The sequence below is a fragment of the Nioella sp. MMSF_3534 genome, from assembly GCF_030732985.1.
In the GTDB taxonomy this organism is placed as follows: Bacteria; Pseudomonadota; Alphaproteobacteria; order Rhodobacterales; family Rhodobacteraceae; genus Nioella.
This window is the reverse complement of the sequence record NZ_JASHJX010000012.1, coordinates 58421-72165: the sequence shown is the minus strand read 5'-3', so window position 1 is coordinate 72165 and position 13745 is coordinate 58421. Positions and strand designations below refer to the sequence as shown.

15 protein-coding genes and 1 tRNA gene are annotated in these 13745 nt (G+C 64.2%); 4 read left to right on the top strand and 12 right to left on the bottom strand.

Annotation, left to right across the window (positions count from 1 at the left end; translation table 11 throughout):
• Window positions 1-65: 65 nt before the first annotated feature.
• Window positions 66-338 carry a DUF4242 domain-containing protein gene (locus RBB16_RS07215; RefSeq protein WP_306045528.1) on the bottom strand — a complete coding sequence of 91 codons (273 nt, stop codon included), beginning with the start codon at window positions 336-338 and terminating at the stop codon, window positions 66-68.
• Window positions 339-488: 150 nt separating this feature from the next.
• Between RBB16_RS07215 and RBB16_RS07210 the strand changes: the two genes are divergently transcribed.
• Window positions 489-1187: a helix-turn-helix domain-containing protein gene (locus tag RBB16_RS07210; RefSeq protein ID WP_306045527.1), complete on the top strand. Its 699-nt coding sequence runs from the start codon at window positions 489-491 to the stop codon at window positions 1185-1187.
• Here RBB16_RS07210 and RBB16_RS07205 read toward each other — a convergent pair.
• From RBB16_RS07205 to RBB16_RS07165, 9 genes are all read right to left on the bottom strand, one after another.
• On the bottom strand, window positions 1184-1768 hold the full coding sequence (locus RBB16_RS07205; RefSeq protein WP_306045526.1) for a GNAT family N-acetyltransferase: 585 nt from the start codon (window positions 1766-1768) through the stop codon (window positions 1184-1186). The two genes, RBB16_RS07210 and RBB16_RS07205, sit on opposite strands and share 4 nt — an antisense overlap.
• The gene (locus RBB16_RS07200) at window positions 1765-2163 is read right to left on the bottom strand and encodes a ketosteroid isomerase-related protein (RefSeq protein ID WP_306045525.1); all 399 of its coding nucleotides are present in this window, start codon (window positions 2161-2163) and stop codon (window positions 1765-1767) included. The genes RBB16_RS07205 and RBB16_RS07200 overlap by 4 nt, the downstream gene beginning before the upstream one ends.
• Window positions 2160-2561, bottom strand: coding sequence for a low molecular weight phosphatase family protein (locus RBB16_RS07195; RefSeq protein ID WP_371931221.1), 402 nt, complete (start codon window positions 2559-2561; stop codon window positions 2160-2162). The genes RBB16_RS07200 and RBB16_RS07195 overlap by 4 nt, the downstream gene beginning before the upstream one ends.
• A gap of 68 nt (window positions 2562-2629) precedes the next feature.
• Window positions 2630-3112 carry a UPF0262 family protein gene (locus RBB16_RS07190; protein ID WP_306045524.1) on the bottom strand — a complete coding sequence of 161 codons (483 nt, stop codon included), beginning with the start codon at window positions 3110-3112 and terminating at the stop codon, window positions 2630-2632.
• The gene (gene hisD / locus RBB16_RS07185) at window positions 3109-4422 is read right to left on the bottom strand and encodes a histidinol dehydrogenase (protein WP_306045523.1); all 1314 of its coding nucleotides are present in this window, start codon (window positions 4420-4422) and stop codon (window positions 3109-3111) included. Before hisD ends, RBB16_RS07190 begins: the two co-directional genes overlap by 4 nt.
• A gap of 92 nt (window positions 4423-4514) precedes the next feature.
• Complete coding sequence (locus tag RBB16_RS07180; RefSeq protein ID WP_306045522.1) at window positions 4515-5012, bottom strand: GNAT family N-acetyltransferase; 498 nt, start codon at window positions 5010-5012, stop codon at window positions 4515-4517.
• Window positions 5009-5479: a DUF2948 family protein gene (locus RBB16_RS07175; RefSeq protein ID WP_306045521.1), complete on the bottom strand. Its 471-nt coding sequence runs from the start codon at window positions 5477-5479 to the stop codon at window positions 5009-5011. Before RBB16_RS07175 ends, RBB16_RS07180 begins: the two co-directional genes overlap by 4 nt.
• Window positions 5472-6743 carry a UDP-N-acetylglucosamine 1-carboxyvinyltransferase gene (gene murA, locus RBB16_RS07170; protein WP_306045520.1) on the bottom strand — a complete coding sequence of 424 codons (1272 nt, stop codon included), beginning with the start codon at window positions 6741-6743 and terminating at the stop codon, window positions 5472-5474. The genes RBB16_RS07175 and murA overlap by 8 nt, the downstream gene beginning before the upstream one ends.
• Window positions 6744-6779: 36 nt before the next feature.
• Window positions 6780-6953: a hypothetical protein gene (locus RBB16_RS07165; RefSeq protein WP_306045519.1), complete on the bottom strand. Its 174-nt coding sequence runs from the start codon at window positions 6951-6953 to the stop codon at window positions 6780-6782.
• Between the two features lie 91 nt (window positions 6954-7044).
• On the opposite strand from RBB16_RS07165, the gene RBB16_RS07160 reads away from it, so the two are divergent.
• A tRNA-Thr gene (locus RBB16_RS07160) sits at window positions 7045-7119 on the top strand.
• Between the two features lie 177 nt (window positions 7120-7296).
• Here the strand turns inward: RBB16_RS07160 and RBB16_RS07155 are convergent.
• Both RBB16_RS07155 and RBB16_RS07150 read right to left on the bottom strand, forming a co-directional pair.
• Window positions 7297-7632: a hypothetical protein gene (locus tag RBB16_RS07155; RefSeq protein ID WP_306045518.1), complete on the bottom strand. Its 336-nt coding sequence runs from the start codon at window positions 7630-7632 to the stop codon at window positions 7297-7299.
• A gap of 244 nt (window positions 7633-7876) precedes the next feature.
• The gene (locus RBB16_RS07150; protein ID WP_306045517.1) at window positions 7877-9499 is read right to left on the bottom strand and encodes an ABC transporter substrate-binding protein; all 1623 of its coding nucleotides are present in this window, start codon (window positions 9497-9499) and stop codon (window positions 7877-7879) included.
• A 251-nt stretch (window positions 9500-9750) separates the two neighbouring features.
• On the opposite strand from RBB16_RS07150, the gene RBB16_RS07145 reads away from it, so the two are divergent.
• Together RBB16_RS07145 and RBB16_RS07140 are read left to right on the top strand one after the other, a co-directional pair.
• Window positions 9751-12156 carry an FAD-dependent oxidoreductase gene (locus RBB16_RS07145; protein WP_306045516.1) on the top strand — a complete coding sequence of 802 codons (2406 nt, stop codon included), beginning with the start codon at window positions 9751-9753 and terminating at the stop codon, window positions 12154-12156.
• 9 nt (window positions 12157-12165) lie between these two features.
• Window positions 12166-13716, top strand: coding sequence for a trimethylamine methyltransferase family protein (locus tag RBB16_RS07140; protein WP_306045515.1), 1551 nt, complete (start codon window positions 12166-12168; stop codon window positions 13714-13716).
• The last annotated feature ends 29 nt before the right edge of the window (window positions 13717-13745 follow it).

The following is a 13745-nucleotide window of genomic DNA, read 5'->3' as shown; positions in this document are numbered from 1 at the left end:
GGCGACGGCTCCGGCTTCGGGGTATCCCGCATGCTATAGCCGGAGCCGCCTGCCTCAGGAAGAGGTCAGTTCGCCGTGGTGGGGTCGATCACCGCGGTGATTTCCGTAATGGTATTGGCGGGAAAGCCGCTAAGCTCGGAATGCTCACGGATCGCGGCTTCATCCTCGGCGAGGTAAACGCAGAAGGTCTTGTCGCCGGCAACGTAGGAATGCTGCCATTGGACACGACCGGGCAGCTTGGCCAGCGCCGCGTTCGAGGTCTGAGCGGCACCGCATAGTTCCTCGCCGCTCATGCCGCCGATGCCGGGAACCTCGCGTTCGATCACGTATTTCTTCATGGGTCCATCCTTTCGCTGTTTGTGGGGTCAGACTGCCTGCGGCGCGGGCAACGCGGCCAGTTCAGAAGGTGAATCGACCCGGTACAGTTTCTGAACTGGCTCGATGCGCCAAGGTGCGGCTAGGCTGGGGCCAGCACAGGAGAACGCTTCATGACCCAGCACAGCTATAACCAGTTCTGCCCCGTCGCCATGGCCTCCGAGATCCTCGGCAGCCGCTGGACCATCGTTCTGCTGCGAGAGCTTTGCGCCGGATCGACGCGATTCAACGATCTGCGCCGGGGCGTGCCGCGCATGTCGCCCGCGCTGCTGTCGAAGCGGCTGAAAGAGCTTGAGGATCAGGGTGTGGTGGAGCGGCGGCTGGTGCGTAAGACGCCCGAAACCTTCGAATACGTCCTGACCGAGGCGGGGCGAGAGCTGCGCGAGGTGATCATGGCCATCGGGGCATGGGGGCAGAAATGGGTGGAAACCGCGCCCTCGCTGGACAAGGCCGACCCCGGCCTTCTGATGTGGGACATGCGGCGCAACCTGCGGGTGGACCTGATGCCGCCACGCCGGGTGGTGGTCCATTTCATCTATGAAGACCTGCCCAAAGCGTCTGGACACTGGTGGATGCTGACCGACCCCGACAAGGGGGCCGATCTGTGTTCGGAAGATCCGGGCTTCGACGTGGATCTTTACGTGCGCTGCGACCTGAAGACCATGACGGCGATCTGGATGGGGATCGACACGGTGGCCCGAGCGGTCGATGAGGACCGGCTGCTGCTGGTGGGCGATGCGGATGTGATCGCGGGGATGCAGGATTGGCTGGGGCTGAGCCCGTTCGCCCCGATTGAGAAGCGCGCGTCCTAGAGCGGCTTCATCCAGAATTGCAGGGGTTTGTCGGTCTCGGTCGCGTCCCCGAGGTCTTTCCACGCGAAATGGGCGATGGCGCCCGGCATTTTTTCATAGCCTCGTTTGCGCCAAAAGGCATCGAGCGGGCGATAACCGGCGGGGCGCGCCGGATGGTCAAACGGGCGCTGGACGCCGCAGAAAGCGGAGTGGGTGAGGCCAAGGCTGCGGCCATGATCCTCGCGCGCGTCGAAGAAGGCGTGGCCCGCGCCTTGCCCGCGATAGCCGGTTAGCAGGACGGATTCGGCGCAGTAGAAGATCGCTTCGAGCGGCACCGCGATCCCCGCCAATGCGCTGCCGAAATCGTCGTCGTGATCCGTCAGCGGCATGCCAGTCGCCGCGCCGACCATCTGGCCCCCGTCAAAGGCCCCCACGACGATGGCGCGGGGGTTGGTGTACAGCTCCAGATACCGCCGTTCATAGGCGAGGTCGCCGTCGTAGAGATAGGGCCAGTCGCGGAAGACGGCGATGCGCAGGCGGGCGAGGTCATCCAGAACCGCGCCAACATCCGCACCGATGAAGCTGCGGAACGCAAGGCTCATGCCGAGACCTGGGCCGTCCAGTCCGCGAGGTTGTAATAGGTCACGACGCGGGAAATCTTGCCGCCGTCCAGCGAAAAGAACGTCCCGGCGGGCAGGACGTAGGTTTGCCCCTTCGCCTCGGGCAGGCCCTCATCCGTCGCAAGGTATTCGCCGTTCACGGTGAACTCCGCCGCCGCGCGGGTGCCGTCCTCGGAAATCATGACCACGATATCGGTCAGGCGTTCGCGGTAGCAGCGGCTCATATGCGCGCAGAAATCGCGGAACTTGTCGGTGCCCACGCGGATGCCGCCCTCATTCACATGGTGGGCCACGTCTGGCGTCAGGCAGGCAATCATACCCTCGGTGTCGCCCGCGTTGAAGGCGGCGTAATAGGCGTCGATGGTGGCGCGGCTCATTCCTGTTCCTCCGTTGGTGGACCGAACCGGTCCTGCATCCGCTTGATCAACATGTCCCGTGTCTGGCGATAGGCGTCGAGCTTGGACTCGCGGTTGTTGCCGATCCCCGAGGGATCGAGGATCTGCCAGTGTTCCACGTTGACATGGAAATGCCGGGTCAGCTCCTGCGCCCGGCGCAGGCTGGCAGGGCTGAGCGCGATGATCAGGTCGAACCCCGACAGATCATCGCCCCATTGCTCCATTTCATCGAAGCTGCGCGAGCGGTGGCTTTCCAGCTCCACCCCCAGTTCGGCACAGACGGCGATGGCGAAACCGTCGATCTCCAGATCGTTATGCACCCCCGCCGACTGCACATAGGCACGGTGGCCGTAGAATCGTTTCATGAGGCCTTCGGCCATGGGGGATCGGATTGCGTTATGGTCGCAACAGAACAGGACGGAATGGGGGAAGTCCTGCGCCACGCCGCTCACCCGCCGAAATGCAGAACGCAGACAAGGGTGAAGAGGCGCCGCGCGGTGTCGTGATCCACGTCGGCCTTGCCCTCCAGCCGTTCCTGAAGCACGCGGGCCCCTTCGTTGTGGATGCCGCGCCGTGCCATGTCGATCGCCTCGATCTGGCTGGGGGGCAGCTTCTTGACCGCGTCGTAATAGCTTTCGCAGATCTGCCAGTAGTCTTTCACCACCTGCTTGAAGGGGCTGAGCGACAGGTGAAACTCGGCCGCGTCCTCGCCCGCTTCGGTGTCCACGTCGAAGACCAGCCGCCGTTCGCGGATCGCCAGGCCCAGCCTGTAAGGCGCGGCAGGCACCTCGCGCCCGTCGCGTTGCGGCAGGGTGAAGCTGTTGTCTTCCAGCAGGTCGAAAATGGCGACCTTGCGTTCCTGTTCGATCTCGGGCGTGGGCGCGGGCAGACCGCTGTCGTCAATCTCGATATGACAGATGTCGGTACTCATTCCCCTGCCCCTTCATTCAATCGGTCGAGCCGCGCCCGTACTGAAAGACCATGTGCCTCAAGGCTTTCGGATTTGGCAAGCGTTTCCGCCGCCGGGCCGATGGCCTTCAGGGCCTCGGGTGTCATCCTGGCAATGGTTGTACGCTTGAGGAAGTCCATGACCGACAGGCCGGAGGAGAACCGCGCGGAGCGGGCCGTGGGCAGCACATGGTTGGGGCCGCCGACATAATCGCCGATGGCCTCGGGCGTCCATTGACCAAGAAAGAGCGCCCCGGCATGGGTGATCTCTTCGGCCAGCGCGTCGGGGTCTGACACGCAAAGCTCCAGATGCTCGGGCGCGACGCGGTTCGAGAGCTTTGCCGCGTCACTGAGGGTATCGACGGTGATCACCGCGCCATAGTCGCGCCAGCTGGCCCCGGCGATGGCGGCACGCTCCAGCGTTTCCAGGCGCTTGTCGACGGCCTCGGCCACCGCGCGCCCAAATGCAGCGTCATCGGTGATCAGGATCGACTGCGCGCTTTCGTCATGTTCGGCCTGGCTGAGCAGATCGAGCGCGATCCAGTCGGGGTCGTTATCCTTGTCGGCGATCACCAGAATCTCGGACGGCCCCGCGATCATGTCGATGCCGACCTTGCCGAACACGCGCCGCTTGGCGGCGGCCACGAAGGCATTGCCGGGGCCGGTGATCTTGTCGACGGGCTCAATGGTGTCGGTGCCATAGGCCATGGCGGCCACGGCCTGGGCGCCGCCGATGCGGTAGACGGTATCGACGCCAGAGAGCCGCGCGGCCAGCAGCACCAGCGGGTTGGCCTTGCCGTCCGGCGTGGGCGCGCAGATGACCAGCCTTTCCACCCCTGCGACCTGCGCCGGGATCGCGTTCATCAGGACCGAGGAAGGGTAAGAGGCCAACCCGCCGGGCACGTAAAGCCCGGCCGCGGACACCGGCGTCCAGCGCCAGCCAAGGGTTGCGCCATCGGGGTCGGTCCAGCGGGCATCCTCGGGCATCTGGCGGACGTGATAGGCGCGGATGCGCTCTGCCGCCAGTTCCAGCGCCGCGCGGTCTGCGGCGGGCACCTCGGCGATGGCGGCATCAATCTCCTCTTGCGTGAAGGCCAGCGTCTCGGGCGTCAGGTCCATCCGGTCGAATTTCGCGGTCAGCTCGATCACCGCCGCGTCGCCGCGCGCCCTGACATCCGCGATGATGCCCGCCACGATATCATCGACCTCGGGCGCGTCCTCGCGCTTCATGCTCAGAAGCGCTTCGAACCGATCCGAAAAATCGGCGTCACGGGTGCTGAGGAACTGGGGCATCTTGCGGCTCTCCTGACTGGCCGGGACGGGATATCGCTTAGGCGCAGGGGGGACAAGCGTTGCTTGGCCGCATGCGGAAGCTGCCGACGAGGTTACAGGTCTTTCTGCATCCGGGAGACCTCCAGCAGCTTGCCATTTCGGGCGAGCGCCCGCGGCTCACCCCCGACATCGCGGAACCCGGCGGCATAGTAGAATCGCCGAGCGGCGTCGTTTCCCTCGGCGACCGACAGGACAAGGCGCGTCATCCCCTGTTGCTTCGCCGCTTTGCTTGCGGCCTTGAGCAGGCGGCGCGCGATGTTCCGGCCCCGATACGGGGCCTGTACATAGACCGCCGTGACACCCCCCTGCCCCGGTCCGTCCGCGTCCAGCGCGGTGGACCCGACAAGCGCCGTGCCGACAAACGCCCCGAAGATCGTGCCGCTTTCCAACCGATCCGCGAAGTCGGCCAGCGGGCGGCCTGCCCAGTCGTCATGGGTCGACCCATAGGCTTCCGGGTGGTTGGCCAGCGCCTCCAGCCGCAGATCGCGCCAAAGCGCGGCGTCCCCGGCCCGTAGACGCCGGATGCGCACACGCCGGGACCAAAGGCTCATTCCCCGTGATCCGGCACCTTGCGAGAGGGTGCCACATAGGGGCGCGTCACATCGCGCAAGGTGACGTCGATACATTCCACATCGACCGCCACCGCGCCATCCCCGGCCAGCACCAGCGTGATCCGCCCGGTGCCATCTTCACCCGCTGCCCAATCGAGCGCCAGAAGCGACAGCACGGTTTCCGGGTCGCCCCGGTCGATACCCTGCGAGGCCACGGCCAGCGCGTCGTCGATCACCAGCACCGACTGCACCCGTTCCGGCGGGTGTTCGCGGATGCGCGAGCCCTCTTCCCACCGGAAGCGATTGAGAAGCAGCGCAAAGCGGCGCTTCTTGCGATCCCATGTCATCTCGGTGATTGGAAAGATCGCATCCTGAATTAGGGCGGAGACGACTTTCAGATCATCCGCATCGAGCGCCTTCAGACGCAGCGGCTCTTCGCCGCCATCCTCGAACCTGGCATCAGCCATCGCCATGCACCCGTTCGATATGCGCCCCGCAGGCGCGCAGCTTCTCCTCCACCCGCTCGTATCCACGGTCGAGGTGATATACCCGGTTCACCACGGTTTCGCCCTCGGCGGCCAGTGCCGCGAGGATCAGCGACACCGACGCGCGCAGATCGGTCGCCATCACCGGCGCGCCACGCAGCCGGTCCACCCCGGTCACCGTGGCATGGCCCCCCTGCACGTCGATCTGCGCCCCCATGCGCACCAGTTCCGGCGCATGCATGAAGCGGTTCTCGAAGATCTTCTCTTCCAGCACCGACGTGCCTTCGGCGGTGCACATCAGCGCCATCATCTGCGCCTGAAGATCGGTGGGGAAGCCGGGGAACGGCTCGGTCACGACGTCGACAGCACTCACCCGGCCATTGGCGCGGCGGACCTTCAGCCCACGGTCGGTTTCCTCGACCTCGATCCCGGCTTCGTTGAGCTTGGCCGTGAAGCTTTCCACGAGTCTGAGCTTGCCGCCCAGAAGCTCCACTTCGCCGCCGGTGATCGCGGGGGCCAGCATATAGGTGCCAAGCTCGATCCGGTCGGTGACAACGGGATGGGTTGCGCCGTGCAGGCGGTCCACGCCCTGAATTTCGATGGTGGAGGTGCCCTCGCCCGCGATCTGCGCGCCCATGGCCCGCAGGCACTGCACCAGATCGACGATCTCGGGTTCGCGCGCGGCGTTTTTCAGCACCGTGGTGCCCTTGGCCAGCGTCGCCGCCATCACCACGTTCTCGGTCGCGCCGACGCTGGCAAAGCGCAGCTCATGCACCGCGCCTTTCAGCCCGCCGGGGGCCTTGGCATGCAGATAGCCGTCGCGCAGTTCGATCTCTGCCCCCAAAGCCTCCAGCGCCGTGATGTGGATATCCATGGGTCGCGCCCCGATGGCACAGCCGCCGGGCAGCGACACCTCCGCCTGACCGTGCCGCGCCAGAAGCGGGCCGAGCACGAGGTTGGAGGCGCGCATCTTCCGCACGATGTCGTAATGGGCCAGGTGGTTGTCGGCCCCGTGCGAAGACATGGCGATGACCTTGCCGTCATTCATCGCCGTCACTTCGGCACCAAGCGAGCGCAAAAGCTCCGTCATGGTGCGGATATCCGACAGGCGCGGCGCGTTGGTCAGCGTCAGCGGTTCTTCGCTCAGCAGCGTCGCAGGCATGAGCGTGAGACAGGCGTTCTTCGCCCCCGCAATGGGAATCGCGCCGTTCAGCTCGGTTCCGCCCTTGATAATGATCCGATCCAATGCCTTGCCTCTCTGATTATGTCCGGGGCCGTCCGGTCATTCCGGCTGGCCCTTGTCCTGCTCCGCCCCCGACGCAGCCCTCGCCCGCGCCTGCGCCTTGCGCCTGCCCATATTGGCCTTGAGCGCCGCTTTCAGCCGGTCTTCACGGCTTTGCGGCGCTTTTTTCGGGGCAGATCGCCCTGTGTTCACTGGGGGTTTATCCGTGCTCATGGCCCCTTCCTTACTACCAAGGCGAAAAAGGGTCCAGATTGCCCTTGCACCATGCTGCGATTGAGTCTAATTCACCGCCCACACGAAGCGGGCCGCAGTAGCTCAGTGGTAGAGCGCGTCATTGGTAATGACGAGGTCGGGAGTTCAATCCTCCCCTGCGGCACCATCTCGCTTCCTGAACCCGAGATCCCCTTAAGCATCTATTAAGGGAAGGATCATTCGGGAGGTCCATACACCCAATTCAGGCCATATCGCAGCGGTTCCGAAACTGCCGATCCGTGCATAGTCCGGCGTAGGGCAAAGTATACATTTATCAAAATATTTCAATGACTTGATTAATTTTTCAGGGGGCAATCCTCTCCTCCAGCCCTCCCTTTGGTGGGATGGAATTTGCAATGCGCGCCTGACGCACGATCTTGTCGTGTTCCAGCTTTTCGATCCTGAATTCACAGCCACTGACACCGGACGCGCCGTTTGCTTCCCCGATCTGGCCCGGCATGATGTCCACCTGAGGGCCACGATCATCGGGCTGCTTCCTTGGCGCTTTATTGTCCTTATGTGGGGGAGCGAGGTTCATGTTCCACAGGCCCCGCGACATGGCCTTGGCCACATCGAAGAGCCCATGGGCAGGCCTCATCTTCCAGAGGATTGCTGCAAAGCCATCTTCCAAGCTTGCCATCGGAGCCGAACGACCCTGAGGCCACGCAACCGCCATGGCGTTGTCACCGAGGCCGCAAGCCAGAAAGCCTCGTGTCGTAAAGCTATCGTATGAACACGTTTCGGGCAGCCCTTGCAGGACATGGAAGCTCGGGCAGGAATTCAGGGCGCGATTCACTGAACATGTCAGCCACAGCCCAGGTCTTGCAGCCAGACGACCGGGCCACCAGAAACGCGGCCCGGTCGATCTGTTGGCTGACAGTCGGTCAGCCGATCATATGAATGTCATGCACCGCAATCTCGTAGAACGGGTGCACGTCGACATTGGCGAAACGCCCGTTGGAATGGTTGAAGACCGACCGCCAGTAGGGTTGGATCATCACGCCTTCTTCCTGCATGATCTGCTGAATCCGGGTCATGATCTCTCGCCGTGCGTCGGCATCGGCCACGGCCATGGCCTGATCGAGCAGCGCATCGAACTCCGCATTCGCAAAACCCGATTCATTCCAGGGCACGCCCGATTTATAGGCCAGCGCCAGCACCTGAACGCCAAGCGGGCGAGGCCCCCATTCCGTTGCCGAGAACGGATATTCCGTCCAACCGTTCCAGAAGGTCGCGCCGGGCATGATGCGGCGTTCCACCGTCATGCCCGCGTCACGCATCTGGGCCGCGACAGCCGAGCAGGTGTTGGACTGCCATTCGGTGTCGAGCGAGATCAGTTCAAACACCGTATCCGCGTGCCCCGCTTCGGACAGAAGGGCCATGGCGCCTTCAGGATCGGCCTGAAGCGGCGGCAGTTCGGCATATTCCGGGTGGATCGGGCAGACATGGTGGTTCTCGCCAAGAAGCCCCAGGCCGCCAATGCCCAGTTGCAGGATGGTCGAATTGTCCACCGCCATCTGCAACGCCCGGCGCACGTCGCGATTGTCGAAGGGGGCAGAGTTCTGATTGAACCGCACCGCAAGCGTGTTGGCTGTAACGGCTTCCGTCGAGGTCCAGCCGATGGAATCGAAGGCCGCGACATAGTCGGAATCGGTGCGGTAGGTCAGGTCGATATCCTCCGCATCCGCCGAGGCGAGGACCGCCGCCATGTCGGTGCCGAGGTCGATGAATTCGATCCGGTCCAGCCAGCCGCCCTCGCGCCAGTAGTCGTGATCGGGGTTGCGTTCCAGCACCTGCAGCACGCCGACCTCGTTATGCACGGGCAGGTAGGCCCCTGTTCCAACAGGATTTTCCGAAGGGTCGCCGCCGGTGTAGCTGGTATGGACCAAAGCCGCCGGATAGTCCGACAGCGCCGCCATGATCGCGATGTCTGGGCGTTGCAGGTTCAATTGAAGGGTGTGGTCGTCGACAACCACCACCGCGCCTTCGGCGAGCTGGTTGGTGTCGGCATCCTGCAAGGCCCCGACGCGGGTGGCCATCGAATTGCCCTCGACCGTGCTGTCGGCCCATCGTTCAAGGTTGAAGGCCACGTCGGACGCGGTGAAGGGGTCGCCATTGTTCCAACTGACCCCCTGTCGAAGATGCAGGGTGTATTGCGTGGCATCCTCGTTCGCTTCCCAGCTTTCGCACAGCGCGCCGGTAACGGTGCCATCCCGGTTGAACTGGGTCAGGTAATCCAGCCAGCCCCGGCAGAAATTGGCATATTCCGTCCAGTCCCACAGGCGCGGATCCTTCAGCGCCTTGGTTTCCATGTTCACCCGCAGGGTCCCGCCCCGCATGGCTTGCGCATGGGCCGGGGCGGGCATGGTCAGCCCGATCATCGAATAGGCCGCGGTGGCCGATACGCCGAGCATCGTGGCGCGGCTCAGGAATTCGCGGCGACTGAGCTGTCCGGCCTCATACTCTTGGGCGTAGAGCGCTGCAACGGGGTGCGTCTTGCGGGTCATTGACTGGGATCTCCCTTGTTGAACGGGGTGTCGTGATTCTGTGGACACAACTGTCCATAGGATTTTCCATCCCTGCGATTCCGTCAATCTCTTTCAGAGGCGCTTTAGAAAACCGTTACAAATCAGGATACTATTTCTGATTCAACTTGGCTTTCCGGCAAGAGCAAGCCTCTTGACGAAAGAATCTAGACAGTGTTGTCTAGAGAAACAGGCACCGGTTTAGGCGGCCGATATCTGCAAGGGAGAAGAAGATGAAATCTCACTACAGGGTCGTAATCATCGGCGGTGGCGTCGTCGGGGCTTCGGTGCTTTACCACCTCGCGAAATTCGGCTGGAAAGATGTCTGCCTGATCGAACGCAAAGTGCTGACGGCGGGGTCCAGCTGGCACGCGGCGGGGGGCTTTCATGCGCTGAATGCCGATCCCAACATCGCGCAGCTTCAGGCCTACACGATCGACCTGCTTTCCGAAATCGAGAAGGAATCAGGCCAGTCCGTCGGCATGCATATGACCGGCGGCATGACGCTGGCGGGGACGCCCGACCGGTGGGAATGGCTGCAATCGGCCTATCGTACCTTCCAGTCCATCGGGATCGAGGATTGCCGCCTGATCACCCCCGAAGAGGCAGGCGAGTTGTGCCCGATCATGTCCACGGATGGCATCCTTGGCGGCATGTGGGCCGACCGCGAAGGCTATGTCGACACCACGGGCACTGTTCATGCCTACGCAGGTGCGGCGCGCAAACGCGGGGCCGAGGTCATTGAAAACAACCGGGTGCTGGAGCTGCAGGAGACCGCAGACGGCTGGCGGGTGGTGACCGAGAAGGGCACGATCACCTGCGAACATGTGGTCAACGCGGCGGGACTCTGGGCCAAGCAGGTGGGCCGCATGGCGGGGATCGAACTGCCGGTCAGCCCGCTCAACCACCACTACCTGATTTCCGACACGATCCCGGAGCTTGAGGCGCTCGATTTCGAAGTGCCGATGACGGTGGACCTCGAGGGCTTCACCTATATGCGGCAGGACCAGAAGGGCATTCTTCTGGGGATTTACGAGATCAACCACGATCACTGGATGATGGACGGCGCGCCCTGGGAATATGGATTCGAACTGCAGCAGGAAGACCCGGACCGGATCGAGCATGAACTGACGCTCGGCTTTGAACGTTACCCCGCGCTGCAACATGTGGGCGTCAAGACCTGGGTGAACGGGGCGTTTACCTTCAGCCCCGATGGCAACCCGTTGGTCGGTCCGGTGCGCGGCAAGCGCAATTACTGGTGCGCCTGCGCGGTGATGGCGGGCTTCCTGCAAGGCGGCGGCGTCGGCAAGTCGCTGGCGGAATGGATGATCCATGGCGAGCCGGAGGCCGATGTCTTTGGCATGGACGTGGCCCGCTATGGCGACTACGCGCAGAACAAGCGGTTCATCAAGGAAACCACCGGCCAGTTCTACACCCGCCGCTTCGTGATGACCTACCCTAACGAGCAACTGCCTGCGGGCCGTCCGTTGAAAATGGCGCCGGCCCATGATGCGATGACGGCAGCGGGGGCACGATGGGGGGCAAGCTACGGGCTGGAACTGCCGCTCTACTTTGCGCCCGAAGGGTTCGAGGAAACGCCGACCCTGAAACGCTCCAACGCTTTCCCCATCGTGGCCGAGGAATGCCGCGCAGTGCGTGAAGCCGTGGGGCTGCTGGATATCTCGGGCTTTTCCCGGTTCGAGGTGACGGGGGCAGGGGCCGAGGCCTGGCTCGATCACATCATGGCGTCGAAGCTGCCCGCCCCGGGCCGCGCGCGACTGGCCCCGATGCTGAGTGAAACGGGCAAGCTCAAGGGTGACCTCACCGTGTTCAACTGGGGCGACGGCACCTGGTGGATCATGGGCAGCTACTACCTGCGCGAATGGCACATGCGCTGGTTCGCCGATCACATGGGCGCGGATGTGAGCGTGGCCGATATTTCCGACGCCACTGTTGGCTTCTCGCTCTCCGGTCCCAACAGCCTGAAGGTTCTGGAACGGCTGACCGACGGGCCGATTGCCGAGCTGCCCTTCATGGGCTGCGGGCGCTTTGACATCGGGCTGGTGCGGGCGAAGATCGGGCGGCTCTCGGTCGCGGGGGAACTTGGGTACGAGATCCACTGCTCCGCCGCCGATCATATCGCGCTGCGCTGGGCGCTTCTGGAGGCCGGCGAGGGGCTCGGGTTGCGCGAGGTCGGGTTCAATGCGCTGCTGAGCCTGCGGCTGGAGAAGAGCTTCGGCATCTGGTCGGCGGAGTTCACCCAAGGGTACACGCCGGGCATGACCGGCATGGACCGCTGGATCGCCTGGGACAAGGGGGATTTCGTGGGCCGTGACGCAGCGCTTGCGGAACGCGACGGGGATGGCCCCGCGCAGGTTCTGGTGACGCTGGAGGTCGCGGCGGAGGATGCCGATGCCAGCGGCTATGAACCGGTCTGGCAGGACGGCAAGCGCGTGGGCTTCGTCACCTCTGGCGGCTACGGGCACACGGTTGGAAAATCGCTGGCCATGGCTCTGGTGGACCGGGATGCGGCTGCCGAGGGCACGGCGCTGTCCGTTCACATCGTCGGACAGGAACGGGCGGCGCGGGTGATCGCGGCCTCGCCCTACGATCCGGCAGGCCGGGCGATGCGCGGATAGGGGGCCATGATGAGCGACCAGGCAGAAACCACCAGCCGCCGCAGACGACGGCGCGAGGGGGGCGGGGCGTCCGCGCCCGCCCGTGTCACCAACTATCGCCAGCTGAAGAACCCCTTCCCGGCGGTCCCCGCCGTCAGCGAAGACCGGGTCGAGGCCATCCATCAGACCGCCCTGCGCGTGCTGGAGGAGCTTGGCGTCAAGGTCCTGCTGCCCGAGGCGCGGGCGCTGTTCAAATCGGCGGGTGCGCGGGTGGATGAGGCCAGCGAGATGGTCTTTCTGGGTCGCGACATGGTCGAGGCGGCGCTGGCCTCGGCCCCGCGCAGCTTCCGCCTGCATGGCGCAACGCGCGAGCGTGATCTTCAGATGGAGCTTGGCACGCTCAGCTTCCAGTCTGGTGCCGGTGCCCCCAACGTGACCGACCGGCTGCGCGGCCGCAGGCCCGGGGCGCTGTCGGATGTGATCGAACTGACCAAGATCGTCCAGCATTTCGACGCGATCCAGATGCTCTCGCCGGGGGTGGAGCCGCAGGACGTGGACGTTTCGCTGCGCCACTACGCGTTCACGCACACGCAACTGACTCTGTCGGACAAGATCCCCTTTGTCTTTTCGCGCGGCACGCCGCAGGCGCTGGATTGTTTTGAGATGCTGCGCGATTTCCGGGGCCTGTCGGATGAGGACTTCCTGACCCAACCCCATTGCTACACCATCATCAACACCAATTCCCCGCGCCAGATCGACATTCCCATGGCGCAGGGGCTGATTGATTTTGCCCGCCACGGTCAGCCTGCCATTGTCACGCCTTTCTGCCTGATGGGGGCCATGGCCCCGGTGACGGTGGCGGGCGCGGTGACGCTGTCCCATGCCGAGGCGATGGCCGCGATCACCCTGACGCAACTGGCCCGTCCCGGCGCGCCGGTGATGTACGGGGCCTTTGCGTCCAACGTCGACATGAAATCCGGCGCGCCCGCCTTTGGAACGCCCGAACAGGTCAAGGCAAGCCTTCTGTCAGGCCAGATGGCGCGCCACCTCGGTCTGCCCTGGCGCAACGCGGCGGGCTGCGCGGCCAACGTGAACGACGCGCAGGCCGCCCATGAAACGCAGATGAGCCTCTGGGGCGCGGTGCTGGCGGGTGCCACGGTCGTGATCCACGCGGCGGGCTGGATCGAGGGGGGGCTGTCCGTCTCGATGGAAAAGCTCATCACCGACATGGAGGCCGTGCAGGTCATTGCGGAACTCTGTAGCGGCACGCCCGCTGACGACGCAGACATCGCCTGGGACGCGCTGGCCGAGGTGCAGCCGGGCGGCCATTTCTTCGGCTGCGCCCATACTATGGAACGGTACGCCACGGCCTTCTACGAGCCGCTCGTTGCCGACTGGTCGAATTTCGGCACCTTCACTGAACGCGGATCGCGGGACGCGAACACGCGGGCCACGGATGTCTGGCAGAAGATCGTCGAAGATCACCAGCCCCCGGCCTGCGCAACCCCGGACCGTGTTGCCGCGTTGGATGCCTTCATTGCCCGCCGCACCGCCGAAGGTGGCGCACCACCGGTCAGCTAGCCCCCTCGCAATTCCCCATGCCGCGCGAT